Below are 25,804 nucleotides of genomic sequence, written 5' to 3'. Positions count from 1 at the left end.
CACCCGGGCCGAGACGGCACCCGGGAGCCGCAGGCCCCGCCGCACTCGGGCGCGCGGGACAGGGCACCGGGCGAGCGTCCCGCAGTCGCTTCTCGTAGGTGGAGCCCACCGCCAGCAGCAGCACCCCGGCCAGCGCCGGCGGGAGCCAACGCGGCAGCACGCCCGCGACCTGCACCACGTACGGCGCCAGCTCGTGCAGGGCCACCAGGACCAGCACCGCGCCGCCCAGCAGCAGCGGGGCCCGCAGCCGGAACCGCGCTCCCGCCAGGGTCACCCCCAGCGCGCCCAGCCCCAGCAGCAGCGGCCGCAGCCAGTGCGCGTCCTGCCAGGCCGCCACCAGGCTCGGCAGCAGGGTCGCCGCCAACCCCGGCCCGTACGCCGTCCACGAGGACGCCTCCGGGTCCCGGCGGCGCCTCAGCAGCCCCACCGCCAGCGCGGGCACGGTCACCGGCAGCGCGTACGCCTCCGGCACCGCCACCTCGGAGGCGGCCAGCCGCACCCAGGTCGCCAGTACGAACAGCACCGCCGCCGCGTACCCGAGCTTCCGGCGGTCCGCCCGGACCGCCGCCCCGGCGGCCACCACCCCGGCCGCCGCCAGCACCAGGGCCAGGCCCGCCGCGTCCCCGCGTGCCGCCAGGGCCGGTGCCAGGAGACCGGCCACCGCCCCCGCGACCTCCACCGGCACCCGGACCGGCAGACGCGGCGCCACCGCCACCGCCGCCGCGGGCACCACCAGTACGAGGAGCGCGCCCGCCGTCGGGGAGAGGCCCGCGGCGGCACCCGTCGCCACCGACAGCCCCGTCACGGCGGCCACCGCCCACGCCCCGGCCGCCCCGCGCAGCCCCCGCTCCGCCCGCCCGGACCCGGCCACCGCCGCGCCCGCCACGGCCAGCGCCGCCAGGACCGCGAAGGTCCCCGGTCGGCCCGCCAGCGCCAGCACCGCCACGCTCGATCCGCCCACGGCCGCGCAGCCGGCCGCCGTCCACCGCTGCCGCGCCCCGGGCAGCGCCCCCGCCGCCGCGGCCGCCCCCGCCGTCACCGCCACCTGCGCCACCAGGACCGCCGCGTGCCCCGCCCCGGCCGTCACCGGCGCGAGGAAGAGCGCCGCCCAGCCCAGCGACAGCGCGGCCTCCGCCGCCCCGCGCCGCTCTCCGGACCGGTGCAGCAGCCAGGCCAGGGCGGCGGTCACCGCCAGCACCGCCGGGGCCGCCCCGTATCCCGGCCAGGAGGCCGCCGCCGGAGCCGCGGGCAGCCCGGCCCACACCCCCCGCTCCAGGACCCGCCCCGGATCCGCCAGGACGGCCGCCGCCACCGGCGCCGCCGCCAGGGCGCACAGCCCCGCCACTCCGGCCCCGGTCAGGGCCAGTCCCGACCGCACCCGCTCCGGCAGCACGGCCCCCGCGCGCACCGCGGCCACCAGAGGCAGCGCGGGCACCAGGTACGCGAACGGCGACCAACCGGCCGCCAGGACCGGGCCCAGCACCCCAGCCCCGGCCCCCACCAGCGCCACGCCCGCCGTCGCGGCCGCCGCCACCGCCCCCGGGCGCCGCGCGGCCCCCGTCAGCCGCCAGGACACCGCCCCGGCCGCCCCGGCCCCCACCACCAGCAGCGCGCCCGGCGCCAGGGCCGCCCCCGCGGACCCCGCCGCCCGCGCCTCCGCCAGCCCCACGAGCAGCGCGCCGGCCCCCGCCATCGCCCCGTACGCCCCCGCCAAGGCGCGCGGTACCGTCCCGCCCCGGCCGGACAGCGCGAACCCCGCGCTCAGCACCGCCGACCCCAGGAAGGCCCACCCCAGGCCCCGCACCCCGGCCCCCGCGGCCAGGGCCGCCAGCGGCAGCACCGGCTGCGCCATCGTCACCGCCGCCGGGAGCGGCAGCCGCAGCCCGCGGCACAGGGCCCCGTACCCGGCCCACACCGCGGCCAGCACGGCCGAGGCCCCCGCCGCGTACCCGAGCCCGTCCACGTCCGGCAGCGCCACCCGGTGCAGCGCGTACGCGTCCAGGACCGTGAGCGCCAGGCCCACCCCCGCCACCGCCTCCGCCGTGGCCCCCATGCCCCGCCGGACCAGCACCACCGGCACCGCCGACGCGGCCAGGGTCACCACCGCCAGCACCGCCGAGCGGCCTCCGATGCCCAGCGCCCCCCAGCTGACCACCGTGAACGCCAGCGCCGCGACGGCCAGCAGCACCGCCCCCAGCGACAGCAGCACGTTCTGGACCCCCGGGCCCTCCTTGCGCGCCGCCGCGACCCCGGCCCCCCACGCGGGCGCGCCCGCCGACGGGGCCAGGGCCTCCTGCCGCGGGTACAGCACACCCACCAGCCAGGCCCGGCGGGTCAGCAACTGGGTCCGACGGGCGTCGAGTCGGACCAGCTCCTGGTCGATGAGGACCAGCTCCTGTGCGGGCGGCAGAACGTTCTCCATGCCCGGAGTGTGGCCCCCGTCACCCGGCGAGGACATGGGCGCGGGTACTCAGATCCGGCCGGCGGCCCGCTGAGTACGCCCCCTCCCGCACCGCGCGCCCCCGCGCCACACTGGACCCATGGACCGGAGCCACTACCGCTTCCACAGCCGCTGGCGGCTCGACGCACCCCCCGAGCGGGTCTTCGCCGTGCTCGCCGAGCCGGGCCGCTACCCCGAGTGGTGGCCCCAGGTCCGCCGGATCGCCGCCCTCGACGAGCGCAGCGGCACCGCCGTCTTCCGCTCGCTGCTCCCGTACCGGCTCCGCGTCACCCTCTCCCAGGAGGTCCTGGACCCCGCCGCCGGCATCCTGCGCGCCGGACTCGCCGGCGACCTGGAGGGCTGGGCCCGCTGGACCGTCGGACCCGACCCGCACGGTGGCACCCTCGCCCGCTACGACCAGGAAGTCCGCGTCCACAAGCAGCTGATGAGACTGCTGGCCGTCCCCGGCCGGCCGCTGTTCCTGCTCAACCACGCCCTGATGATGCGCGGCGGCCGGCGCGGCCTCGTCGCCCACCTCGCGGCGGGCCGGGACGCGGTTTGAACGAACCCCGGGCACCTGTGTATTGTTCAGTGCGTTCCCGGGCGATTAGCTCAGCGGGAGAGCACTTCGTTCACACCGAAGGGGTCACTGGTTCGATCCCAGTATCGCCCACCGGGAGAAGCCGGTCCGTCTCAGACGGACCGGCTTTTTCGTACCTCCGCACCCCGCCCCGCGTCCGCGCCCCGCCTCCCCGATGGGCCCGCCGCTCAGGCCGCCGTGGTCAGCTCCGGCCGGACCGGCCAGTGCGGATCCACCGCCTCCTCCGAGCCGTTGCGCGCGAACCACGCCTGGAGCCCCCGCGCCTGCGCCGCGTGCCACACCGCCTGCAGGGTGTGCAGCTCCGCGGGCGAGAGCCGCTCCAGCCGCGAGGCGAACCGCCGCCCCACCGCGCGCACCACCTCCAACGAGGCCACCGCGTCCGCCGCCGCGTCGTGCGCGCCGTCCAGCGTGATCCCGTAGTGCCCGCACAGGTCCGTCAGCGTCCGCCGGCCCTTCCGGTACCGGTCCAGGTGCTTGTCCAGCACCCGGGGATCCAGCACCGTCAGCGGCCGGTTGTCCAGGTAGCGGGCCAGGCTGGAGGCCCGGTGCCGGCGCAGCTCGCGGTCCAGCAGGGTCAGGTCGAAGGGGGCGTTCATCACCACCACCGGCCGCCCCGCCTGGGCCTGGTCGCCCAGTGCCCGGGCTATCTCCTCCATCACCGGCGAGGGCCAGCGCCCGTGCCGCTGCAGGTGTCCGTCGGTCAGCCCGTGCACCTCCGTCGCCCCCGCCGGCACCGGTATCCCCGGATTGACCAGCCAGCGGGTGGTCCGCACCCGGCCGCCCGCGCACTCCTGCACGACGACGGCCGCGGAGACGATGCGGTCCTCTTCCACGTCCACTCCGGTGGTCTCGGTGTCGAAGGCGGCCAGGGGCCCCTCGTACCAGCGCGTCATGTGCGAACTCCTCATCCCCGAAGGGCGGATGACGACATACCCCGGTTTCCGGTCATCGCCGCCCGAATCCGTGATACCCGGGCCGTCCGTGCCGTACGCCGTTTGCGCGCGGTCCGCTGCGGAGACAACACCCCTGGGAGACCGCACCCTTGAGCGGTCGTCACACGGGCAGACACGAGCCGGAGGCACGGGGGCCATGGCGCTCGCACCACCCGAGCGAACCGATCCGCTACGGGGAAATCTCGCCACCACCGCCTGCATGGAGACCCTTCAGGTGGGATACCTGCACGCCGTCGCCGCCGCGGCCGGCTGCTCCCTCTCCCAGCCCTTCCCGGACAACGGCGTGGACTGGCACGTCAGCCACGGCTCACCCGGCCACACCGTCGACGACGAGGTCACCGTCAAGGTGCAGCTGAAGGCCACCTACCAGACCGCCCCGCGCCCCCCCGGCCCCACCTTCTCCTTCACCCTCGACAACGCGCACCTGGTCAAACTCGCCCGCACCCCGGTCGCCGTCCACAAGATCCTCGTCGTGATGATCGTCCCCCGCGACCGGGCCGACTGGCTCAGAGCCGAGCCGGACGCCCTCGGCCTCCGGCACTGCTGCTACTGGACCAACCTCGCCGGACACCCCGTGACCGGCCGCACCAGGACCACCGTCCGGATCCCCGTCACGCGGATCTTCGACGACCGCGCGCTCTGCGAGATCATGACCCGGGTCGGGGTCGGAGGGAGACCTTGATGCACTGGCAACACCCCGCACGACCGCCGCACGTCACCGCGCCCCGGACGCCCCTGCCGGCAGCCCCCGCCGCGGACCCCGGCCCGCCCGCCCCCGAGGAGGTCGACCCGGCCGTCCTCGGCGCCCTGCTGCTCCGGCACGGCTGGCAGCGCCGCGGCGGCGCCGCCGGACAGTACTCCCGCTGGACCCCGCCCGGCCCCGCCCGCTCCGGCCCCAGCCTCCTCGTGCCCGAGACCACCGCCTTCCCCGACAGCGGGGACCTCCTCGGCGAGGCCCTCACCGCCCTCGCCCGCTGCGCCCTGCCCTCCGCCCGGGAGGTCCTCTACGGACTGAGCGTCCCCAGCGACGAGGTCCGCTGGTGGCGTGCGGTCCCGCCCGGACTGCGCGCCGAATCCTCCTGGGCCGCCCAGGAACACCTGCGCGCCGCCGCCCGCCGCATGCTGCTCGCGGCCGCCCTCGCCGACCGGGCCCGCACCGGCTACCACGGGGCCCGGCACCGCGCCCACGCCGAACGGGCCCTCGCGGGCGTCCTCGTCGGACCGGCCCCCGGCGGCGGCCGGCTCTCCGCCTACGTGCCCGTGGACGGCGGCCGCGGCGCCGTCATCCGGCTCCACCACGCCCTGCACGCCGCCCGGGAGGCCGTGGACTACCAGCGGGCCACCGGCGGCATGGAAGCCTTCGACACGGCCGTGGCGGCCGGGGTCAGCCGCGAGTTCACCGACGCCCTCACCGCCCTCGTGGCCGGGTCCGAGGGCGCCCGGATCTCCCTGGCCTGGGCCCCCGCCGCCGGGGTCCCGGCCGGATGCGCCGCCCGCCCCGAGCCCGTGGAGTTCTCCCCCGGGGACCTGCCCGTCCTCCGCGAGGCCGGGGCCCGCTACACCCGAGGGGAGCCCGCCGTCCCGGTCCGGATCGCCGCCGCCGTGGTCCGGATGCGCCGCTCCGCCTCCGGCACCGGCGGCACCGTCCGCCTGCGGGTCCTCGCCGGGGCCGAGGTGGGCCAGGTACGGGCCGTGCTCGACGAGGAGGCGTACCAGGTCGCCGGCCACGCCCACCTGGCCGGCGTGCCCATCCGCCTGGAGGGCCGCCTCCAGCGCCGCGGGGGCTTCCGGAGACTGGCCGGAGCCCGGGACGTCGCCCCCGTACGGCTGGACGGGGTGGAACGGGACCGGCTGCTGAAGTCCCTCCACGAGGACCTCGACTACGCCGCCGAGAGCTACACCGCCGACGGCCCGGCGGAGGACACCGGGGCGGACGGAACGGGGCGGGGTTAACCGTTTCGCGGGCGCCCCCGTCGGCTCGGTACGATTCAGGCGCGCAGCGACCGCTGCCGCAGCCCCTGGGTCAGGAGAGACCGGTGTCAGACGTCCGTGTGATCATCCAACGCGATTCCGAGCGGGAAGAGCGCGTGGTGACCACGGGCACTACTGCGGCGGACCTCTTCCCCGGCGAGCGCACCGTCGTCGCGGCCCGCGTCGGCGGCGAGCTGAAGGACCTGTCCTACGAGCCCCGCGACGGCGAGACCGTCGAGCCCGTGGAGATCTCCTCCCCGGACGGCCTCGACATCCTGCGCCACTCCACCGCCCACGTCATGGCCCAGGCCGTGCAGGAGCTCTTCCCCGAGGCCAAGCTGGGCATCGGCCCGCCGGTCCGGGACGGCTTCTACTACGACTTCGACGTCGCCCGCCCCTTCACCCCCGATGACCTCAAGGCCATCGAGAAGAAGATGCAGGAGATCCAGAAGCGCGGCCAGCGCTTCGCCCGCCGCGTGGTCACCGACGAGGACGCCCGCGCCGAGCTCGCCGACGAGCCGTACAAGCTGGAGCTCATCGGCATCAAGGGCTCCGCCTCCACCGACGACGGCGCGAACGTCGAGGTGGGCGGCGGCGAGCTGACCATCTACGACAACCTCGACGCCAAGACCGGCGAGCTGTGCTGGAAGGACCTCTGCCGCGGTCCCCACCTGCCCACCACCCGCAACATCCCGGCGTTCAAGCTCATGCGCAACGCCGCCGCCTACTGGCGCGGCAGCGAGAAGAACCCGATGCTCCAGCGCATCTACGGCACCGCCTGGCCCTCGAAGGACGAGCTGAAGGCCCACCTGGACTTCCTCGCCGAGGCCGAGAAGCGCGACCACCGCCGCCTCGGCAACGAGCTCGACCTCTTCTCCATCCCGGACGAGATCGGCTCCGGCCTCGCCGTCTTCCACCCCCGCGGCGGCATCATCCGCCGGGTCATGGAGGACTACAGCCGCAAGCGGCACGAGGAGGAGGGCTACGAGTTCGTCTACTCCCCGCACGCCACCAAGGGCGCCCTCTTCGAGAAGAGCGGTCACCTCGACTGGTACGCGGAGGGCATGTACCCCCCCATGCAGCTCGACGGTGGTACCGACTACTACCTCAAGCCCATGAACTGCCCGATGCACAACCTGATCTTCGACGCCCGCGGGCGCTCCTACCGGGAGCTGCCGCTGCGCCTGTTCGAGTTCGGCACCGTGTACCGGTACGAGAAGTCAGGCGTGGTCCACGGCCTCACCCGGGCCCGCGGCTTCACCCAGGACGACGCGCACATCTACTGCACCCGTGAGCAGATGGCGGACGAGCTCGACCGCACCCTCACCTTCGTGCTGAACCTGCTGCGCGACTACGGCCTCACCGACTTCTACCTGGAGCTGTCCACCAAGGACGAGGAGAAGTTCGTCGGCTCGGACGAGGTGTGGGAGGAGGCCACCGCCGTCCTCCAGCAGGTCGCCGAGAAGCAGGGCCTGCCGCTGGTCCCGGACCCGGGCGGCGCCGCCTTCTACGGCCCGAAGATCTCCGTCCAGTGCCGCGACGCCATCGGCCGGACCTGGCAGATGTCCACCGTGCAGCTGGACTTCAACCTGCCCGAGCGCTTCGACCTGGAGTACACCGCGGGCGACGGCTCCCGGCAGCGCCCGGTCATGATCCACCGCGCGCTGTTCGGCTCCATCGAGCGGTTCTTCGCGGTGCTGCTGGAGCACTACGCGGGCGCCATGCCCCCGTGGCTGGCCCCGGTGCAGGCCGTCGGCATCCCGATCGGCGACGCCCACGTGGACTACCTCCAGGAGTTCGCCGCCGAGGCGAAGAAGCAGGGCCTGCGCGTCGAGGTGGACGCCTCCTCCGACCGCATGCAGAAGAAGATCCGGAACCACCAGAAGCTGAAGGTCCCCTTCATGATCATCGTCGGTGACGAGGACATGGCCGCGGGCACCGTCTCCTTCCGCTACCGCGACGGTTCCCAGGAGAACGGCGTCCCCAAGGCGGACGCCCTGGCCAAGCTGGCCCAGGTCGTCGCCGACCGCGTGCAGGTCTGATCCCGCACCGGTCCCGAGGACCCGGCCCCCCGGACGGCGAAGGCCGCCGGGGGGCCTTCCTCATGCCCCCCGTCCGGGTCATATGCTGCATCTCATGACGACCGAACCGGTGCAGCAGAACGGAGTGGGTACGCAGGACGCGTTCCAGCGGCTGTGGACCCCCCATCGGATGGCCTACATCCAGGGCGAGAACAAGCCGACCGGCCCCGAGGCGGGCGACGGCTGCCCGTTCTGCGGGATCCCGGCCCTGTCCGACGAGGACGGCCTGGTCGTCAGCCGGGGCGAGCGCGTGTTCGCGGTGCTCAACCTCTACCCGTACAACGGCGGTCACCTGATGGTGGTCCCGTACCGGCACGTCGCCGACTACACCGAGCTGGACGGGCCCGAGACCCTGGAGCTGGCCGACCTCACGAAGAAGGCCATGATCGCCCTGCGCAAGGCGTCCGGGGCGCACGGGTTCAACATCGGGCTCAACCAGGGCGTGGCCGCGGGCGCGGGCATCGCCGCGCACCTGCACCAGCACATCGTGCCGCGCTGGGGCGGGGACTCGAACTTCATGCCGGTGATCGGCCACACCCGGGTGCTGCCGCAGCTCCTCGCGGACACCCGGGCCATGCTGGCCGACGCCTGGCCCACGGACTGAGCGGCCGCGGGGGAGCCCGCGGCACGCGGAAGGGCCCGTACGGGGAGACCGTACGGGCCCTTCCCCGTGCTCGGGGCGCGGCGGGCGCGCCGGCTACGCGTCGTAGAGGTCGGCCTTGCGCGGGGAGGCGTCCTGGACCATGCCGCTGACGATCATGGAGCGGTTGGCGAAGCGGTCGATGTCGCAGCCGTTGTTCTCCAGCACCTTCATGGCGGCGGAGTGCACCACCCGCAGCACCGGGGTGGCCGCGCGCATGGCGTCGTCGGCCATGAAGCGGTGCCGCCAGGGCTGCCCGGCCCAGACGTGCCGCAGGCCGAAGGGCTCCGGCAGGGCCAGGCTGCCGCCGAGGAAGTTCAGCAGCGGCGGGTACCAGGTGAGCGGGGCCCGCACCATCAGGCGGACCACCTCGGTGGTGTCCACCACGGGCAGGGTGTGCTCGACGTTCTCCCAGAACCGGACCGTCTTCGGCACCGACTTGGTCTTCGGGGAGGACTTGCTGGTGAACAGGCCGTTGACCGGGCCGAGGGCGTGGCCGGTGACCTCGATGCGCAGGGTCTGGTAGAGCACGGTGACGGTGACCAGCATGGTGATGACCAACTGGCCGTCCCACAGGGTGAACTGCACGCCGAGGTAGTGGCGGTTCCCGCTGCCGAACTGCTGCTCGTTGCAGATCCGGGTGATCTCCTGCGGGGTGATCTGGAAGGTGTCGGCGCCGTCGCCCGAGGGCCGCGCCACCTCCTTGGCCCCCTCGCCGACGGGCGAGACGATCCAGTGCTTGACCGACGGGGTCGGGAAGCCGCCCGTGTGCAGCGGGCCGCGCTCGATCTGGCGGAGCTGGTCGTGGATCGCGCGGACCACGTCCCAGCTGCGGAAGGGGTGGATGTCGGTGCCGGGGACGGCGGGGACCAGCTCCTCGGCCAGCTGCCAGCTGCCCCAGCGGGTGCCCATGCCCAGGATGCCCTTGGGCCCCGCGTAGAAGACGGAGTTGGAGCGGTCCTCGGCGGTCAGCCGGGCCAGCTGCCGGCGGAGGTTCTCGGCGGCCGTCTCGTCCGGGTCGGTGGGCACCGCCTGCGGGATCTTGGCGCCGACCCCGCCGCCGGAGAGCAGACCGTCCCAGCGGGAGCGCAGGTCCACGGCCGTGCTCTCGCATATCCGACGGGCCAGGAACCAGCCGGCCACCGGGGCGATGATCATGCCGCGGAGGTAGTACCCCCAGAAGCCCGTGAAGGGCAGCGCGAACATGAGCACGGCCGCGCCCAGGCCGATGGCGGCGAGCAGGGCGGTGCCGAACCAGGAGGCCCGCGAGGAGCCCGCGAGGGTCTTGCGGAGCTGGAACAGGCCCAGCCACAGCAGCAGTCCGGGGAGGAAGAGCACCCCGCAGACCAGGGTGATCCAGCGGAGCTTGGCGTCCCGCTCGTGCCGGATCCGGGAGGCGGCCAGGCAGTGCTCGACCACGGTCTGCGGGTCGGAGCCGAAGGACTGGATGAGCGGCTTGCGGCCCGCGCCGAGCATCCGGGCCTCCACGGCGGCGCAGAACGCCTCGCCGAGGTTGGGCGCGAAGAGCGAGAGCCTGCCCTTCTTGACCTCGGACTCGTGCCAGTCGTTGTTGGCCTTGAGGATGTCCTCGACCGGGCTGTCCCGGTACGCGGCGGAGGCGAGGGCGTTCGTCGCCGCGGTCTGGCCGCCCGCGCCCTGGAGCGGGACCTGTGCTCCGGGACTGAAGTCGAAACCGTCCGTCATCGCTGTCTGCCCCCACTCACCCGCGCTGTCGCGCTCCACCGCTTCCTGCGGCCTGTTTCCCCGTTGTCCCACCCGGCACACGTCGTGACGAAGCCTAACGCCGGGTGCGTGCCCCCGTCATGGGACGCGGAAATGCCGTCCACCGCAAGCCGGTTGGGCGGACGGCCGGCTTCCGCCAGGTCGTCGCCCCGGCGCCCGCCGGCCGCCGCGGACCGACCCGTCGCGGGGGCCCGCCGCCGCTCCGCGCCCCGGAGTCCGGGCACCGCGCCGCGTCACCCGCCCTTCGCGGCGCGCTCGCGCACCCGGTCGGCGAACTGCGGGGGCACCGGCTCGTGCCGCAGGTAGGAGCGGGCGAAGCGGCCGGTGCCGTGGGAGACGGAGCGCAGGTCCACGGCGTACCGGTCGATCTCGGTCTCGGGGACCTCGGCGCGGACCAGGGTCCGCCCGGGGCCGGCGGCCTCGGTGCCGACCACCCTGCCGCGGCGGCCGGACAGGTCGCCCATCACGGGGCCCAGGTAGTCGTCGGGGACGGTCACGGTCAGCTCGGCGACCGGCTCCAGGAGGTCGATGCGGGCCGCCGCGGCGGCCTCGCGGAGGGCGAGGGAGCCGGCGGTCTGGAAGGCGGCGTCGGAGGAGTCCACCGCGTGCGCCTTGCCGTCGCGCAGGGTGATCCGGACGTCCACCAGCGGGAATCCGGCGGACAGGCCGCGGGCGGCCTGGGCGCGGACCCCCTTCTCCACGGAGGGGATGAAGGCGCGGGGCACGGAGCCGCCGACCACCTTGTCCACGAACTCGATGCCGCTGCCCGCCGGGAGCGGTTCCACCTCGATCTCGCAGACGGCGAACTGGCCGTGCCCGCCGGACTGTTTGACGTGCCGGCCGCGTCCGCCGGCCGGGCCGGCGAAGGTCTCGCGCAGTCCGACCCGGTGCGGGACGGCGTCCACGCGGACCCCGTGCCGGGCGCGCAGCCGTTCCAGGGTGAGGTCGCGGTGCGCCTCGCCCAGGCACCACAGGACCAACTGGCCGGTCTGCGGGTCCTGTTCCACGCGCAGGGTGGGGTCCTCGGCGGCCAGCCGGCCCAGGCTCTGGGAGAGTTTGTCCTCGTCGGCCTTGCCGTGGGCCTCGACGGCGAGGGGGAGCAGCGGGTCGGGCATCTCCCAGGGGGTCATGAGCAGCGGGTCGTCCGTGGCGGAGAGGGTGTCGCCGGTCTCGGCGCGGGTGAGCTTGGACACGCAGGCCAGGTCCCCGGCGACGGCGTGGGGGAGGGGGCGCTGCTGTCTGCCGAAGGGGGCGGACAGGGCACCGGTGCGTTCGTCGAGATCGTGGTCCTCGTGCCCGCGGTCGGCCAGGCCGTGGCCGCTGACGTGGACGGTCTCGTCGGGGCGGAGGGTGCCGGAGAAGACCCGGACCAGGCAGACGCGGCCCACGTACGGATCGGAGGAGGTCTTGACGACCTCGGCGAGCAGCGGCCCGTCGGGGTCGCAGGGCAGGGCGGGGCGGGGGCTGCCGTCGGGGGCGGTCACCTCGACGGGCGGGTGTTCCAGGGGGGTGGGGAAGCCGCCGGTGATCAGTTCGAGGAGTTCCACGGTGCCCAGGCCGTGCCGGGCCCCGGGCGGTGCGGGGGCGGCCATCAGGACGGGGTGGAAGGTGCCGCGGGCCACGGCCCGCTCCAGGTCGCCGACGAGCGTCTTCAGGTCGATCGCGGCCCCGCCGGCGAGGTACTGCTCCATCAGGCCCTCGTCCTCGCTCTCCGCGATGATCCCCTCGATGAGGCGGTCCCGGGCCCCGTCGAGGAGGGCGGACTCCGCCGGGTCGGGGTCGCGTTCGACCCGGTGCCCGTCGGCGTAGTCGTGGGCGCGGCGGGAGAGCAGCCCGAGGAGGCCGGTGACGGGGGCGTGGCCGTCGGGTCCGGCGGGGCCGTGCAGCGGGAGGTACAGGGGGAGGACGGCGTCGGGGTCGGCGGCGCCGAAGACCTCCCCGCAGACCGAGGCGGTGTGGTCGTAGTCGGCGCGGGCGGCTTCCAGGTGGGTCACGACGATGGCGCGGGGCATCCCGACGGCCTCGCACTCCTCCCAGGCCATCCGGGTGGCCCCGTCCACGCCGTCGGCGGCGGAGACCACGAAGAGGGCGGCGTCCGCGGCGCGCAGCCCGGCCCGCAGTTCGCCCACGAAGTCGGCGTAGCCGGGGGTGTCCAGCAGGTTGATCTTGATGCCGTCCCATTCCACGGGGACCAGCGAGAGCTGGACGGAGCGGTGGGTCCGCCGCTCCGTCTCGTCGTGGTCGGAGACGGTGGAGCCGTCCTCCACCCGGCCCGCGCGGTTCACCGCTCCGGCGGTCAGGGCCAGGGCCTCCACCAGGGTGGTCTTGCCCGAGCCGCTGGGGCCGACCAGGACCACGTTGCGCACCGCGGCGGGCCGGTCGGCCACCGGGGCCCGGGCGGCGGCTCCGGGGCGGGTGTGCGGATGCGCCTTCTCGGCCATGGTGGCGTGCCTCCCGGTCGGACGGGACGGCGGCCGTCCCGAGGATGACGTACGGCGGACGTTCCGGGAACTGCGGGTACACCGAGCTTGGCACTGGTGCCGGTTTGCGTCCATACGTCGTACTCGACGCGAACCGGTGGGTGTGCGGAGCCCGGCGCGGACGGCCGGCTACCATGGGGCGGCCGGTGGTCGAGTGGCCGCCCGGCCACAGCGACCCTCCGGGAAGGCCATGCTGAACAAGTACGCGCGTGCATTCTTCACGCGTGTCCTCACACCGTTCGCCGCGTTTCTGCTCCGCCGGGGGGTGAGCCCGGACGCCGTCACCCTCATCGGCACGGCCGGCGTGGTGGCGGGTGCGCTGGTCTTCTTCCCGCGCGGGGAGTTCTTCTGGGGCACCATCGTCATCACCCTGTTCGTCTTCTCCGACCTGGTGGACGGCAACATGGCCCGCCAGGCGGGCGTGTCCAGCCGTTGGGGTGCCTTCCTGGACTCCACCCTCGATCGGGTCGCCGACGCGGCGATCTTCGGGGGCCTGGCGCTCTGGTACGCGGGCTCCGGCGGCAACGACCTGCTCTGCGCGGTCGCCATCTTCTGCCTGGCCAGCGGCCAGGTGGTCTCCTACACCAAGGCCCGCGGCGAGTCCATCGGCCTGCCCGTGGCCGTCAACGGGCTCATCGAGCGGGCCGAGCGGCTGGTCATCTCGCTGGTCGCGGCCGGACTGTCCGGCCTCCAGACCTTCGGGGTGCCCTCCTGGATCGGCGTGCTGCTCCCGGTGGCCCTGTGGGTGGTGGCCGTGGGCTCGCTGGTCACGCTGGTCCAGCGGGTGGTCACGGTCCGCCGTGAGGCGGCCGAGGCCGACGCCGCCGAGGCCCCCGCCGGATCCCCCGGCGGCGACGGCGCGGGCGACGGCCGGGTCCAGGGCGGCACCGCGTGAGCGCCTTCACGGACCGGCTGACCGACGGCCTGTACGGGGCCGGCTGGGCCGGGGTGAAGAAGCTCCCCGAGCCGGCCGCCGCGGCCCTGGGACGCCGGATCGCCGAAGTGGCCTGGAAGCGGCGCGGCAAGAGCGTGCTGCGCCTGGAGTCCAATCTGGCCCGGGTGGTCCCGGACGCCTCCCCCGAGCGGTTGCGCGCGCTGTCCCGCGCCGGGATGCACTCGTACATGCGGTACTGGATGGAGTCCTTCCGGCTGCCGACGTGGAGCCCGGAGCGCATCCGCGAGCGGATCCGCATCGAGGGCGAGGAGAACCTCCGCGAGGGCCTGGACGCCGGGCGCGGGGTGATCGTCGCCCTGCCGCACCTGGCGAACTGGGACCTCGCGGGCGCCTGGGTGACCTCCTGCGTGGGGGTGCCCTTCACCACCGTCGCCGAACGCCTCAAGCCGGAGTCCCTCTTCGACCGCTTCGTGGCCTACCGGGAGAGCCTGGGCATGGAGGTGCTGCCGCACAGCGGCGGCGCCGCCTTCGGCACCCTGGCCCGGCGGCTGCGGTCCGGCGGCCTGATCTGCCTGGTCGCCGACCGCGACCTGTCCTCCTCCGGGGTCGAGGTCGACTTCTTCGGCGAGACCGCCCGGATGCCCGCGGGTCCGGCCCTGCTCGCCCAGCAGACCGGGGCCCGGCTGCTGCCGGTCACCCTCTGGTACGACGGCCCCCTGATGCGGGGCCGGATCCACCCGCCGGTGGCCGTCCCGGAGACGGGCACCCGGCAGCAGAAGACCGCGGTCATGACCCAGGCCACCGCCGACGCCTTCGCCGCCGGGATCGCCCGCCACCCGCAGGACTGGCACATGCTCCAGCGGCTGTGGGACAAGGACCTGGAGGAGCGCTCCGCGTGAAGATCGGCATCGTCTGCCCGTACTCCTGGGACGTTCCCGGCGGGGTGCAGTTCCACATCCGGGACCTCGCCGAGCACCTGGCCCGGCTCGGTCACGAGGTCTCCGTGCTCGCCCCGGCCGACGAGGGCACCCCGCTGCCGCCGTACGTGGTCTCCGCGGGCCGGGCCGTGCCCGTGCCCTACAACGGCTCGGTCGCCCGGCTGAACTTCGGCTTCCTGTCCGCCGCCCGGGTCCGCCGCTGGCTCCACGAGGGCGCCTTCGACGTGGTCCACATCCACGAGCCCACCTCGCCCTCCCTGGGCCTGCTGACCTGCTGGGCGGCGCAGGGCCCCGTGGTCGCCACCTTCCACACCTCCAACCCGCGCTCCCGGGCCATGATCGCGGCCTACCCGATCCTCCAGCCCGCGCTGGAGAAGATCAGCGCCCGGATCGCGGTCAGCGAGTACGCCCGCCGCACCCTGGTCGAACACCTCGGCGGGGACGCCGTGGTCATCCCCAACGGCGTGGACGTGGACTTCTTCGCCGCCGCCGAACCCAAGGCCGAGTGGCAGGGCGACACCCTCGGCTTCATCGGCCGCATCGACGAGCCCCGCAAGGGCCTGCCGGTGCTGATGGCCGCGCTCCCGCGGATCCTCGCCGAACGCCCCCGGACCCGGCTCATCGTGGCCGGCCGCGGGGACGAGGAGGAGGCGGTGGCCTCGCTGCCCGCGGAGATGCGTTCCCGGGTGGAGTTCCTCGGCATGGTCAGCGACGAGGACAAGGCCCGCCTGCTGCGCAGCGTGGACGTGTACGTGGCCCCCAACACGGGCGGCGAGAGCTTCGGCATCATCCTGGTCGAGGCCCTGTCGGCGGGCGCCCCCGTGCTCGCCTCCGACCTGGACGCCTTCGCGCAGGTCCTGGACCAGGGCGCGGCCGGCGAGCTCTTCGCCAACGAGGACCCGGACGCCCTGGCCGCCGCGGCCGTGAAGCTCCTCGGCGACCCGGACCGGCGCGCCGAGCTGAGCGCGCGGGGCTCCGCGCACGTGCGCCGCTTCGACTGGAGCACCGTGGGCGCCGACATCCTCGCCGTGTACGAGACCGTCACCCAGGGCGCCGCCTCCGTGGACGCCGACGAGAAGGTCCCGCTGCGGACCCGACTCGGCCGGTCCCGCGACACCGGCGCCTGGACGGGCCCCGCCGAGGACTCCTGACCGGAACGGTCCCGACCCCGACGCGCCGCCGGTCCCACCCCCCCCGCCACCCGCGGGCCGGCCGGCCGGGCGGCGGCCGGGGGAGCGGACCGGGTCCGGGGGACCCGGCCCGAGCCGGTAGGGTCGCCCGTCGTGATCGAAACGCTCGTATGGGCCGCCGTCGTGCTCGCCGTGACCGGGGTCTACCTCAGCTGGACCGCGGGCCGGCTGGACCGGCTGCACACCCGCATGGACGCCGCCCGCGCCGCCCTCGACGCCCAACTGGTGCGCCGCGCCTCCGTGGTCGCCGAACTGGCCACCTCCGGGGTCCTCGACCCCGCCTCCGCCCTCGTGCTCCACGAGGCCGCGCACGCGGCCCGGCAGGCCGACGAGGACCACCGCGAGGTGGCCGAGAGCGAGCTCAGCCAGGCCCTGCGCGCCGTCTTCGAGGACCCCGACCAGGTGGAGGCCCTGCGGGAGGCCCCCGGCGGCGAGGAGTCCGTGGCGGAGCTGGCCGCCGCGGTCCGGCGGGTCCCGATGGCCCGTCGCTTCCTCAACGACGCCGTGCGCGCGGCCCGCGCGCTGCGCCGGCACCGCAAGGTCCGCTGGTTCCGACTGGCTGGGCACGCGCCCTTCCCGCTCGCCTTCGAGATGGACGACGAACCGCCGGTCCACCTGGCCGACCGGCCCTGAGGCGGCGGCGCGTCGCGGGGGGCCTTCCCGGCCCCCGCCGCCTGTCCACCCCCTTCACCGCCGCGTCCGTGGGGAGGTTCTTGTCCGCGGCGGCCAAGTTCGGAAGAGCCACCGGCACCACATTGGCCCTTGCGGTGGACTGGTCCGGAGAGGTTTGCTCGGCTGAGCAGCACCTGTGCCGTACCCGTCTCCCCTTCAGTGAGGTCCATCCGTGAGCACGCTTCCCACCACCCCGCAGTCGGCCGACGCCCCGGCGATCGGCACCGCCCGCGTCAAGCGCGGCATGGCCGAGCAGCTCAAGGGCGGCGTGATCATGGACGTGGTCAACGCCGAGCAGGCGAAGATCGCCGAGGACGCCGGCGCGGTGGCCGTCATGGCCCTGGAGCGGGTCCCCGCCGACATCCGCAAGGACGGCGGCGTCGCCCGGATGTCCGACCCCAACATGATCGAAGAGATCATCGGCGCGGTCTCCATCCCGGTCATGGCCAAGTCCCGCATCGGCCACTTCGTCGAGGCCCAGGTGCTCCAGTCCCTCGGCGTCGACTACATCGACGAGTCCGAGGTCCTGACCCCGGCCGACGAGGTCAACCACTCCGACAAGTGGGCCTTCACCACCCCCTTCGTCTGCGGCGCCACCAACCTGGGCGAGGCCCTGCGCCGCATCGCCGAGGGCGCGGCCATGATCCGCTCCAAGGGCGAGGCCGGCACCGGCAACGTGGTCGAGGCCGTCCGCCACCTGCGCCAGATCAAGAACGAGATCGCCAAGCTGCGCGGCTTCGACAACAACGAGCTGTTCGCCGCGGCCAAGGACCTCCGCGCCCCGTACGAGCTGGTCAAGGAGGTCGCCGAGCTCGGCAAGCTCCCCGTGGTGCTGTTCTCCGCCGGTGGCGTGGCCACCCCGGCCGACGCCGCCCTGATGCGCCAGCTGGGCGCCGAGGGCGTCTTCGTCGGCTCCGGCATCTTCAAGTCGGGCGACCCGGCCAAGCGCGCCGCCGCCATCGTGAAGGCCACCACCTTCTACGACGACCCGAAGGTCATCGCGGACGCCTCCCGCAACCTGGGCGAGGCCATGGTCGGCATCAACTGCGACACCCTGCCCGAGGCCGAGCGCTACGCCAACCGCGGCTGGTAGGGCACTCCCGACATGAACAACCCCCCCGTCATCGGTGTCCTGGCCCTCCAGGGCGACGTACGGGAGCACCTGATCGCCCTGGCCGCGGCGGACGCCGTGGCCAGGCCGGTCCGGCGCCCCGAGGAGCTGGCCGACATCGACGCCCTGGTGATCCCGGGCGGCGAGTCCACCACGATCTCCAAGCTGGCCGTGCTCTTCGGCGTGCTGGAGCCGCTGCGCGAGCGCGTGCGCGCGGGGATGCCGGTCTACGGCACCTGCGCGGGCATGATCATGCTCGCGGACAAGATCCTCGACGGCCGCGAGGACCAGGAGTCCCTGGGCGGCGTCGACATGATCGTGCGCCGCAACGCCTTCGGGCGGCAGAACGAGTCCTTCGAGGCGCGGATCGAGTTCGCCGGCATCGAGGGCGGACCGGTCGAGGGCGTCTTCATCCGGGCCCCCTGGGTGGAGTCCGTCGGAGCCGCCGCCGAGGTGCTGGCCACGTACGACGGCCACGTGGTCGCGGTCCGTCAGGACAACGTCCTCGCCACCTCCTTCCACCCGGAGCTCACGGGAGACCACCGCGTCCACGCCTACTTCGTGGACATGGTGCGCGCAAGCGCCTGAGCAGTCCCCGGTAGGATCCGAGGTGAACATTGTTGGTGACGCGAAGGAGACAGGCGGATGTCCGGCCACTCTAAATGGGCTACGACGAAGCACAAGAAGGCCGTGATCGATGCCAAGCGCGGCAAGCTCTTCGCGAAGCTGATCAAGAACATCGAGGTCGCGGCCCGTACCGGCGGCGCCGACCCCGACGGCAACCCGACCCTCTTCGACGCCATCCAGAAGGCGAAGAAGAGCTCGGTCCCGAACAAGAACATCGACTCCGCGGTCAAGCGCGGCGGCGGCCTGGAGGCCGGCGGCGTCGACTACGCGACGATCATGTACGAGGGCTACGGCCCCAACGGCGTCGCGGTGCTCATCGAGTGCCTCACCGACAACCGCAACCGCGCCGCCTCCGACGTCCGCGTGGCCATGACCCGCAACGGCGGCTCCATGGCCGACCCGGGCTCGGTGTCGTACCTGTTCAACCGCAAGGGCGTCGTCGTCCTGCCCAAGGGCGAGCTGTCCGAGGACGACGTCCTGGAGACGGTCCTCGACGCGGGCGCCGAGGAGGTCAACGACCTCGGCGAGAACTTCGAGGTCATCAGCGAGGCCACCGACCTGGTCGCGGTCCGCTCCGCGCTCCAGGCCGCGGGCATCGACTACGACTCGGCCGAGTCCAGCTTCGTCCCGACCATGCAGGTCGAGCTGGACGAGGAGGGCGCGCGCAAGATGTTCAAGCTGATCGACGCGCTGGAGGACAGCGACGACGTGCAGAACGTCTTCGCCAACTTCGACGTGAGCGACGAGGTCATGGCGCAGGTCGACGCCTGATCGGAAGCGATCCGTTCGCGTGACGCGGGCCGGCGGGGACACACCCCCGCCGGCCCGCCCGCGTTGTCGGTGGCAACGGATAGCCTGCGCAGGCAGGTGTTCGAACGGCTCGAAGGGAGGGGCGCCGGTGCGCGTCCTCGGGGTGGACCCGGGCCTGACCCGGTGCGGTGTCGGCGTGGTCGAAGGGGTCGCCGGCCGGCCCCTGAAGATGCTCGGCGTCGGAGTGGTCCGCACCCCCGCCGACGCCGACATCGGGCTCCGCCTGGTCGGCATCGAACGCGGGCTGGAGGAGTGGCTGGACCGGTTCGAGCCCGAACTGGTCGCCGTGGAGCGGGTCTTCAGCCAGCACAACGTCCGCACGGTGATGGGCACGGCCCAGGCCAGCGCCGTCGCCATGCTCTGCGCCGCCCGCCGGGGCATCCCCGTCGCCCTGCACACCCCCAGCGAGGTCAAGGCCGCCGTCACCGGCAGCGGCCGCGCCGACAAGGCCCAGGTCGGCTCCATGGTCACCCGGCTGCTGCGGCTGGACGCCCCGCCCAAGCCCGCCGACGCCGCCGACGCCCTGGCCCTCGCCATCTGCCACATCTGGCGGGCCCCCGCCCAGAACCGCCTCCAGCAGGCCGTCGCCCTGCACGCATCGAAAGGCCGGAGCGCATGATCGCCTTCGTGAGCGGCCCGGTGGCCGCCGTCGCCCCCACCACCGCCGTGATCGAGGTCGGGGGCGTGGGCATGGCCGTGCAGTGCACCCCCGCCACCCTGGCCGGGCTCCGCGTCGGGGAAGAGGCGCGCCTGGCCACCTCCCTGGTGGTCCGGGAGGACTCCCTGACCCTCTACGGCTTCGCCGACGACGACGAGCGGCAGGTCTTCGAGATCCTCCAGACCGCCAGCGGGGTCGGCCCCCGGCTCGCCCAGGCCATGCTCGGGGTCCACAGCCCCGACGCGCTGCGGCTGGCCGTCTCCACCGGGGACGAGAAGTCCCTCACGGCCGTGCCCGGCATCGGCAAGAAGGGCGCCCAGAAGCTCCTCCTGGAGCTCAAGGACAAGCTGGGGGCCCCGCTGGGCACCAGCGGGCTCGTCGGCGCCCAGCGGGGCGCCGTGGCCGCCGGCCCGGCCCCCTGGACCGAGCAGCTCACCGCCGCCCTGATCGGGCTCGGGTACGCCTCCCGGGAGGCGGAATCCGCCGTGGAGGCGGTGACCCCGCAGGCCGAGGCCGCGCTCGCCGAGTCCGGCTCGGCGCCGGTGCCGCAGCTGCTGCGGGCGGCGCTCCAATCCCTGAACCGCGCCCGCTAGCGGCTGCGCGTGGCCCCGGCCCCCCGCGGCCCGATCGCCGGCGGGGCCGGACGCGTGCGGGTCGGGTGCGGCTCGCAGGATCGTACGTACGGACAGACACCGAGAGGGACACCCGTGAACTGGGACGAGGACGCCGCGGAGGAGCCGCGCCTGGTCGCCGCCGACCAGGACGGCGAGGACAGCGCCGTGGAGGCGGCCCTGCGCCCGAAGGACCTCGACGAGTTCGTCGGCCAGGAGAAGGTCCGCCAGCAGCTCGACCTGGTGCTGAAGGCGGCCCGGCAGCGCGGCGCCACCGCCGACCACGTGCTGCTCTCCGGGGCCCCCGGACTGGGCAAGACCACCCTGTCCATGATCATCGCGGCCGAGATGGGCGCCCCGATCCGGATCACCTCCGGGCCGGCCATCCAGCACGCAGGGGACCTGGCCGCGATCCTGTCCTCCCTCCAGGAGGGCGAGGTCCTCTTCCTCGACGAGATCCACCGCATGTCCCGGCCCGCCGAGGAGATGCTGTACATGGCCATGGAGGACTTCCGCGTCGACGTCATCGTCGGCAAGGGGCCCGGGGCCACCGCCATCCCCCTGGAGCTGCCGCCGTTCACCCTGGTGGGCGCCACCACCCGGGCGGGCCTGCTGCCCCCGCCGCTCCGCGACCGCTTCGGGTTCACCGGGCACATGGAGTTCTACAGCCCCGCCGAGCTGGAGCGGGTGGTGCACCGCTCCGCCCGCCTGCTGGACGTGGAGATCGAGGCCGACGGCGCCGCCGAGATCGCCGGGCGCTCCCGCGGCACCCCCCGCATCGCGAACCGGCTGCTCCGCCGGGTCCGCGACTACGCCCAGGTACGGGCCGACGGGGTGATCACGCGCGAGGTGGCCGGAACGGCCCTGGCCGTGTACGAGGTGGACGCCCGCGGCCTGGACCGCCTGGACCGGGCCGTCCTGGAGGCCCTGCTGAAGCTCTTCGGCGGCGGCCCGGTGGGCCTGTCCACCCTGGCGGTGGCCGTGGGGGAGGAGCGGGAGACGGTCGAGGAGGTCGCCGAACCCTTCCTGGTGAGGGAAGGACTGCTGGCCAGGACCCCGCGGGGGCGGGTCGCGACGCCCGCCGCCTGGGCCCACCTGGGCCTCGTACCGCCCCGGGGCGTCAACGGACCAAGCGGACAACAGGGCCTCTTCGGGGCCTGACGGCGCGGAACATCGCCTGGTCAGGAACTACGCTGCCATGCTGGGCGTTGTTCCATCGGTGTGGACTCGCCTAGACTCCGCCGATGCCGACCGGTCCAGGTCGGTGTGCCCGCCCCCGTAGAAAATGGCCGCCCCCGTGCGCGGTCGTGCGAAGGATCTCCGTCCCGTGAACAGTCTCGTGACCTTCCTCCCGTTCATCGTGCTCATCGGGGCCATGTTCCTGATGACCCGGTCTGCGAAGAAGAAGCAGGCGCAGGCCGCGGCCATGCGCGACCAGATGACGCCCGGCACCGGCGTCCGCACGATCGGTGGCATGTACGCCACGGTCAAGGAGGTCGGTGAGGACACCGTCACCCTCGAGGTGGCCCCCGGTGTCCACGCCATGTACGCGAAGAACGCCATCGGCGCGGTCCTCGAGGACGACGAGTACAACCGGATCGTCCACGGTTCCGCCGCCGTGGAGGACTCCCCGGTCGTCCCCGACGACGCCTCCTCGCTGACCGAGGGCACCGACGGGCCCAAGCTCGACCTGGACAAGAAGCCGGAGGCGCCCAAGGAGGGCGACTCCGACGGCGAGGCCGGCGCGAAGTAACAGCGCGGCAGGGGACCGCGCGGCCCGCCCGACCGGCGGACCGCGGGTCCCTCTCAGTGACACTTCTGCGGGGGGCAGAGGTCCCCACACACACGTTTCGTGGCCGTTCCCGCGCACACCCGGTGCGGGGGCGGTTGGACAGGGAGATACGACAAGGTGGCAGCACCGAAGAAGGGCCGACGGCCCACGGGGGCTCAGGGGAGGCCGGGGCGCGCCCTGGCGATCATCCTGATCGCGATGGTGGCGCTCACCGCGGGGATGTTCATCTCCGGGCAGACGACTCCGCGACTGGGCATCGACCTCGCCGGCGGCACGAGCATCACGCTGAAGGCCAAGAGCGAGCCCGGCAAGCCGAACGCGGTCAACGAGACCAACATGAACACCGCGGTCGGCATCATCGAGCGCCGTGTCAACGGTCTCGGCGTGTCCGAGGCGGAGGTCCAGACCCAGGGCCGCGATCACATCATCGTGAACATCCCCAAGGGGACCAACGAGAAGCAGGCGCGCGAGCAGGTCGGTACGACCGCTCAGCTCTTCTTCCGCCCCGTGCTCGCCATCGGCGCGGGAGGCCCGGCCACCGAGCCCGCGCCGACCCCGTCCGCGAGCTCCTCCGCCGGTTCCAAGGCCGAGGACAAGAAGAAGGACGGCCAGGACGCCTCGTCCGCACCGAGCCCGTCGTCCAGCGCCACTTCGCAGGGCCGCGTGGTCAGCGAGGCCCTCAAGGCCCCGTCCGCGACCCCCTCGCCCTCGGCGAGCAGCTCGAAGAAGGCAGACGACAAGGCGTCCCCGACGCCCCAGGCCCCGGACCCCGCCACCGCGGACCTGCAGAAGCGCTTCGCCACGCTGGACTGCACCAAGGAGGACCAGCGGTCCGCCGCCGGTCAGGGTGACAAGCCCACCGACCCCACCGTCGCCTGCGGCAAGAACAACGCGGGTCAGTGGACCAAGTGGCTGCTCGGCCCGGTCCAGGTCGACGGCCAGGACGTCAAGGACGCCAAGGGCATCCTCGACCCGCAGCGCGGCATCTGGATCGTCACCATGGACTTCACGGACAAGGGTGCCGACAAGTTCGCGAAGATCACCGGTGAGCTGGCCGCCAAGCAGGCCCCGCAGAACCAGTTCGCGATCGTCCTCGACGGCGAGGTCGTCTCCGACCCGTACGTCAACCAGGCCCTGACCGGCGGCAACGCCGAGATCTCCGGTGGCTTCAATCAGCAGTCGGCCCAGGACCTGGGCAACATGCTCTCGTACGGCGCCCTGCCCCTGTCCTTCCAGGAGGACAGCGTCACCACCGTCACCGCCGCCCTCGGCGGGGAGCAGCTGCGCGCCGGCCTCATCGCCGGTGCCATCGGCCTCGCCCTCGTGGTGATCTACCTGGTCGCGTACTACCGCGGCCTGGCCCTCATCGCGATCGTCAGCCTCATGGCCTCGGCGCTGCTGACCTACACGATCATGGCCCTGCTGGGCAAGGGCATCGGGTTCGCGCTGAACCTGCCCGCCGTCTGTGGCGCCATCGTCGCCATCGGCATCACGGCTGACTCGTTCATCGTCTACTTCGAACGCATCCGCGACGAGATCCGCGAGGGCCGCACCCTGCGTCCGGCCGTGGAGCGCGCCTGGCCGCGGGCCCGACGTACCATCCTGGTCTCCGACTTCGTGTCGTTCCTGGCCGCCGCGGTCCTCTTCGTGGTGACCGTCGGCAAGGTGCAGGGCTTCGCCTTCACCCTGGGTCTGACCACCCTGCTCGACGTGGTCGTCGTCTTCCTCTTCACGAAGCCGATCATGACCCTGCTGGCCCGTACCAAGTTCTTCGCGGACGGCCACCCGTGGTCCGGCCTCGACCCCAAGCGCCTCGGTGCCAAGCCGCCGCTGCGCCGGTCGCGCCGCCCCGTGTCCTCCACCCCCGTCGCCCCGAAGGAGGCGTGAGATGTCGAAGCTCGGCGATCTCGGCGCCAAGCTGTACCGAGGCGAGGTCGGCTACGACTTCGTCGGCAAGCGCTTCCTCTGGTACGGCGTCTCGATCCTGATCACCATCACGGCGATCGTGGCCCTGGCCGTCCAGGGGCTCAACATGGGCATCGAGTTCAAGGGCGGTGCGGTCTTCACCACCCCGAAGACCGACGTGACCGTCGCCAAGGCGACGGAGGAGGCGGAAGCCGCCTCCGGCCACGTGGCCATCGTGCAGAAGCTCGGCAACGACACCCTGCGCATCCAGGTCAGCGGTCTGGACACGGCCCAGGCCAACACCGTCAAGTCCAAGCTGGCCACCAGCCTGGACCTGAAGGAGCAGGACATCAACGCCGACCTGGTCGGCCCCAGCTGGGGCTCCCAGATCGCGAACAAGGCCTGGACCGGCCTCGCCGTGTTCATGGTCCTGGTGGTCGTCTACCTCGCCATCGCCTTCGAGTGGCGGATGGCGGTCGCGGCCCTCATCGCCCTGATCCACGACCTCACCATCACCGTCGGCGTGTACGCGCTGATCGGTTTCGAGGTCACCCCGGGCACGGTCATCGGTCTGCTCACCATCCTCGGTTACTCCCTCTACGACACCGTCGTCGTCTTCGACGGTCTCAAGGAAGCCTCCAAGGACATCACCAAGCAGACCCGCTTCACCTACAGCGAGATGGCGAACCGGAGCCTCAACGGCACCCTGGTCCGCTCGATCAACACCACCGTGGTGGCGCTCCTCCCGGTCGCCGGCCTGCTGTTCATCGGCGGCGGCTTCCTGGGCGCGGGCATGCTGAACGACATCTCGCTGTCGCTGTTCGTCGGCCTCGCGGCCGGTGCCTACTCCTCGATCTTCATCGCCACCCCGCTGGTCGCCGACCTCAAGGAGCGCGACCCGGCGATGAAGGCCCTGCGCAAGCGCGTGCTCGCCAAGCGGGCCGCCGCGGCGGGCAAGGAGGAGGACGGCGAGGACGCGGTCGGCGGCGAGACCGGGGTCGTGGCCCAGAGCCGCCCCGGCCGGGCCGCGGGACGGCGCGGATGACCGACCCGCACGGCGTCCGCGAGCTGCTGCTCAGCCGCATCACGGACGTACCCGACTACCCGAAGCCGGGCGTGGTGTTCAAGGACATCACCCCGCTGCTGGCGGACCCGGAAGCCTTCCGGGCCCTCACCGGCGCCCTCGCGGAGCTGGCCGTACGGCACGGCGCCACGAAGATCGTCGGCCTGGAGGCGCGCGGGTTCATCCTCGCCGCCCCCGTGGCCGTCGAGGCGGGCATCGGCTTCGTACCGGTCCGCAAGGCCGGGAAGCTCCCCGGAGCCACGCTCAAGCAGGGCTACGAGCTGGAGTACGGCACCGCCGAGATCGAGATCCACGCCGAGGCCCTGGTCCCCGGCGACCGGGTCCTGGTCATCGACGACGTCCTCGCCACCGGCGGTACCGCCGGGGCCTCGCTGGAGCTGATCCGGCGGGCCGGGGCGCAGGTCGCGGGCGTGGCCGTGCTCATGGAGCTCGGCTTCCTGGAGGGCCGCGCGCGGCTGGAAACCGACCTCGCGGGCGCCCCGCTGGACGCCCTGATCGTGGTCTGACCCACGCGGCACCCTCCCCGCTCCACACCTCCCCAGGTCGGGGCCCGCATCGAGCAAGGTCAGGGGGCCACTCGCGCAAATCCCGGGCACGATCAC

At 73.6% G+C, this 25,804-nt stretch carries 23 protein-coding genes and 1 tRNA gene; 20 read left to right on the top strand and 4 right to left on the bottom strand.

The annotated features are described in order from the left end of the window. Positions 1-2,422 (bottom strand): SCO7613 C-terminal domain-containing membrane protein (locus ABTZ17_RS27015; protein ID WP_352198330.1); only part of this gene is annotated, 2,422 nt, incomplete at its 3' end. 118 nt (positions 2,423-2,540) lie between these two features. Here ABTZ17_RS27015 and ABTZ17_RS27010 point away from each other — a divergent pair. Both ABTZ17_RS27010 and ABTZ17_RS27005 read left to right on the top strand, forming a co-directional pair. Then, on the top strand, positions 2,541-3,002 hold the full coding sequence (locus tag ABTZ17_RS27010; RefSeq protein ID WP_352198329.1) for an SRPBCC family protein: 462 nt from the start codon (positions 2,541-2,543) through the stop codon (positions 3,000-3,002). A gap of 39 nt (positions 3,003-3,041) precedes the next feature. Further along, positions 3,042-3,113: transfer RNA gene (locus tag ABTZ17_RS27005), tRNA-Val, on the top strand. 95 nt (positions 3,114-3,208) lie between these two features. Here the strand turns inward: ABTZ17_RS27005 and ABTZ17_RS27000 are convergent. Next, complete coding sequence (locus ABTZ17_RS27000; protein ID WP_352198328.1) at positions 3,209-3,934, bottom strand: 3'-5' exonuclease; 726 nt, start codon at positions 3,932-3,934, stop codon at positions 3,209-3,211. Between the two features lie 196 nt (positions 3,935-4,130). On the opposite strand from ABTZ17_RS27000, the gene ABTZ17_RS26995 reads away from it, so the two are divergent. The 4 genes from ABTZ17_RS26995 (at position 4,131) to ABTZ17_RS26980 (ending at position 8,650) form a co-directional block, all read left to right on the top strand. Then, positions 4,131-4,676, top strand: a complete 546-nt coding sequence (locus ABTZ17_RS26995) for a DUF4365 domain-containing protein (RefSeq protein ID WP_352198327.1) — start codon at positions 4,131-4,133, stop codon at positions 4,674-4,676. Then, complete coding sequence (locus ABTZ17_RS26990; protein ID WP_352198326.1) at positions 4,676-5,947, top strand: hypothetical protein; 1,272 nt, start codon at positions 4,676-4,678, stop codon at positions 5,945-5,947. The genes ABTZ17_RS26995 and ABTZ17_RS26990 overlap by 1 nt, the downstream gene beginning before the upstream one ends. An 83-nt stretch (positions 5,948-6,030) precedes the next feature. Beyond that, the gene (gene thrS, locus ABTZ17_RS26985) at positions 6,031-8,007 is read left to right on the top strand and encodes a threonine--tRNA ligase (RefSeq protein ID WP_352198325.1); all 1,977 of its coding nucleotides are present in this window, start codon (positions 6,031-6,033) and stop codon (positions 8,005-8,007) included. Positions 8,008-8,089: 82 nt separating this feature from the next. Continuing rightward, positions 8,090-8,650 (top strand): HIT family protein, encoded by a 561-nt coding sequence (locus ABTZ17_RS26980; RefSeq protein ID WP_352198324.1) that lies wholly within the window; start codon positions 8,090-8,092, stop codon positions 8,648-8,650. A 93-nt stretch (positions 8,651-8,743) separates the two neighbouring features. On the opposite strand, the gene ABTZ17_RS26975 is transcribed toward ABTZ17_RS26980, so the two are convergent. Together ABTZ17_RS26975 and ABTZ17_RS26970 are read right to left on the bottom strand one after the other, a co-directional pair. Beyond that, entirely contained in the window at positions 8,744-10,390 is a 1,647-nt protein-coding gene (locus ABTZ17_RS26975; protein ID WP_352198323.1) for an AbeC-like domain-containing protein, read from the bottom strand. A gap of 272 nt (positions 10,391-10,662) precedes the next feature. Further along, a complete protein-coding gene (locus ABTZ17_RS26970) occupies positions 10,663-12,870 on the bottom strand; it encodes an elongation factor G-like protein EF-G2 (RefSeq protein WP_352198322.1) in 2,208 nt (735 codons plus the stop codon). Between the two features lie 229 nt (positions 12,871-13,099). Between ABTZ17_RS26970 and pgsA the strand changes: the two genes are divergently transcribed. The 14 genes from pgsA to ABTZ17_RS26900 all read left to right on the top strand — a co-directional run bounded on the left by pgsA (position 13,100) and on the right by ABTZ17_RS26900 (position 25,708). Continuing rightward, positions 13,100-13,804 carry a phosphatidylinositol phosphate synthase gene (gene pgsA / locus ABTZ17_RS26965; RefSeq protein WP_352198321.1) on the top strand — a complete coding sequence of 235 codons (705 nt, stop codon included), beginning with the start codon at positions 13,100-13,102 and terminating at the stop codon, positions 13,802-13,804. Then, positions 13,801-14,703, top strand: coding sequence for a phosphatidylinositol mannoside acyltransferase (locus ABTZ17_RS26960; protein WP_352198320.1), 903 nt, complete (start codon positions 13,801-13,803; stop codon positions 14,701-14,703). Before pgsA ends, ABTZ17_RS26960 begins: the two co-directional genes overlap by 4 nt. Beyond that, positions 14,700-15,893, top strand: coding sequence for a glycosyltransferase family 4 protein (locus tag ABTZ17_RS26955; protein WP_352198319.1), 1,194 nt, complete (start codon positions 14,700-14,702; stop codon positions 15,891-15,893). Before ABTZ17_RS26960 ends, ABTZ17_RS26955 begins: the two co-directional genes overlap by 4 nt. 132 nt (positions 15,894-16,025) lie before the next feature. Beyond that, on the top strand, positions 16,026-16,565 hold the full coding sequence (locus ABTZ17_RS26950; protein WP_352198318.1) for a LemA family protein: 540 nt from the start codon (positions 16,026-16,028) through the stop codon (positions 16,563-16,565). A gap of 211 nt (positions 16,566-16,776) precedes the next feature. Further along, positions 16,777-17,697 (top strand): pyridoxal 5'-phosphate synthase lyase subunit PdxS, encoded by a 921-nt coding sequence (pdxS, locus tag ABTZ17_RS26945; protein WP_352198317.1) that lies wholly within the window; start codon positions 16,777-16,779, stop codon positions 17,695-17,697. A 12-nt stretch (positions 17,698-17,709) separates the two neighbouring features. After that, the gene (gene pdxT / locus ABTZ17_RS26940; RefSeq protein WP_352198316.1) at positions 17,710-18,303 is read left to right on the top strand and encodes a pyridoxal 5'-phosphate synthase glutaminase subunit PdxT; all 594 of its coding nucleotides are present in this window, start codon (positions 17,710-17,712) and stop codon (positions 18,301-18,303) included. 57 nt (positions 18,304-18,360) lie between these two features. After that, positions 18,361-19,113 carry a YebC/PmpR family DNA-binding transcriptional regulator gene (locus tag ABTZ17_RS26935; RefSeq protein ID WP_352198315.1) on the top strand — a complete coding sequence of 251 codons (753 nt, stop codon included), beginning with the start codon at positions 18,361-18,363 and terminating at the stop codon, positions 19,111-19,113. Between the two features lie 127 nt (positions 19,114-19,240). Then, a complete protein-coding gene (gene ruvC, locus ABTZ17_RS26930; protein ID WP_352198314.1) occupies positions 19,241-19,771 on the top strand; it encodes a crossover junction endodeoxyribonuclease RuvC in 531 nt (176 codons plus the stop codon). Then, positions 19,768-20,403, top strand: a complete 636-nt coding sequence (gene ruvA, locus ABTZ17_RS26925; protein WP_352198313.1) for a Holliday junction branch migration protein RuvA — start codon at positions 19,768-19,770, stop codon at positions 20,401-20,403. Before ruvC ends, ruvA begins: the two co-directional genes overlap by 4 nt. Positions 20,404-20,517: 114 nt before the next feature. Then, positions 20,518-21,582: a Holliday junction branch migration DNA helicase RuvB gene (gene ruvB, locus ABTZ17_RS26920; protein ID WP_352198312.1), complete on the top strand. Its 1,065-nt coding sequence runs from the start codon at positions 20,518-20,520 to the stop codon at positions 21,580-21,582. 166 nt (positions 21,583-21,748) lie between these two features. Further along, positions 21,749-22,174, top strand: a complete 426-nt coding sequence (gene yajC, locus ABTZ17_RS26915) for a preprotein translocase subunit YajC (RefSeq protein WP_502994857.1) — start codon at positions 21,749-21,751, stop codon at positions 22,172-22,174. A gap of 156 nt (positions 22,175-22,330) precedes the next feature. Beyond that, positions 22,331-24,100, top strand: coding sequence for a protein translocase subunit SecD (gene secD, locus ABTZ17_RS26910; protein WP_352198310.1), 1,770 nt, complete (start codon positions 22,331-22,333; stop codon positions 24,098-24,100). Position 24,101: 1 nt separating this feature from the next. Then, positions 24,102-25,163: a protein translocase subunit SecF gene (secF, locus tag ABTZ17_RS26905; RefSeq protein WP_352198309.1), complete on the top strand. Its 1,062-nt coding sequence runs from the start codon at positions 24,102-24,104 to the stop codon at positions 25,161-25,163. Next, positions 25,160-25,708 (top strand): adenine phosphoribosyltransferase, encoded by a 549-nt coding sequence (locus tag ABTZ17_RS26900; protein ID WP_352198308.1) that lies wholly within the window; start codon positions 25,160-25,162, stop codon positions 25,706-25,708. The genes secF and ABTZ17_RS26900 overlap by 4 nt, the downstream gene beginning before the upstream one ends. Positions 25,709-25,804: the final 96 nt, after the last annotated feature.

The organism is Streptomyces sp. NPDC097619 (assembly GCF_040302735.1).
Taxonomy (GTDB): domain Bacteria; phylum Actinomycetota; class Actinomycetes; order Streptomycetales; family Streptomycetaceae; genus Streptomyces.
This window is presented reverse-complemented; position numbering and strand designations above follow the sequence as displayed.

Coding starts and splice junctions, on each gene's coding strand:
- ABTZ17_RS26995 (WP_352198327.1), top strand. CDS start 4,131: ATGGCGCTCGCACCACCCGAGCGAACCGATCCGCTACGGGGAAATCTC.
- ABTZ17_RS26980 (WP_352198324.1), top strand. CDS start 8,090: ATGCTGCATCTCATGACGACCGAACCGGTGCAGCAGAACGGAGTGGGT.
- ABTZ17_RS26975 (WP_352198323.1), bottom strand. CDS start 10,390: ATGACGGACGGTTTCGACTTCAGTCCCGGAGCACAGGTCCCGCTCCAG.
- ABTZ17_RS26935 (WP_352198315.1), top strand. CDS start 18,361: ATGTCCGGCCACTCTAAATGGGCTACGACGAAGCACAAGAAGGCCGTG.
- pdxT (WP_352198316.1), top strand. CDS start 17,710: ATGAACAACCCCCCCGTCATCGGTGTCCTGGCCCTCCAGGGCGACGTA.
- ABTZ17_RS27000 (WP_352198328.1), bottom strand. CDS start 3,934: ATGACGCGCTGGTACGAGGGGCCCCTGGCCGCCTTCGACACCGAGACC.
- ABTZ17_RS26970 (WP_352198322.1), bottom strand. CDS start 12,870: ATGGCCGAGAAGGCGCATCCGCACACCCGCCCCGGAGCCGCCGCCCGG.
- ruvA (WP_352198313.1), top strand. CDS start 19,768: ATGATCGCCTTCGTGAGCGGCCCGGTGGCCGCCGTCGCCCCCACCACC.
- ABTZ17_RS26990 (WP_352198326.1), top strand. CDS start 4,676: ATGCACTGGCAACACCCCGCACGACCGCCGCACGTCACCGCGCCCCGG.
- ABTZ17_RS27010 (WP_352198329.1), top strand. CDS start 2,541: ATGGACCGGAGCCACTACCGCTTCCACAGCCGCTGGCGGCTCGACGCA.
- secF (WP_352198309.1), top strand. CDS start 24,102: ATGTCGAAGCTCGGCGATCTCGGCGCCAAGCTGTACCGAGGCGAGGTC.
- pgsA (WP_352198321.1), top strand. CDS start 13,100: ATGCTGAACAAGTACGCGCGTGCATTCTTCACGCGTGTCCTCACACCG.
- ABTZ17_RS26900 (WP_352198308.1), top strand. CDS start 25,160: ATGACCGACCCGCACGGCGTCCGCGAGCTGCTGCTCAGCCGCATCACG.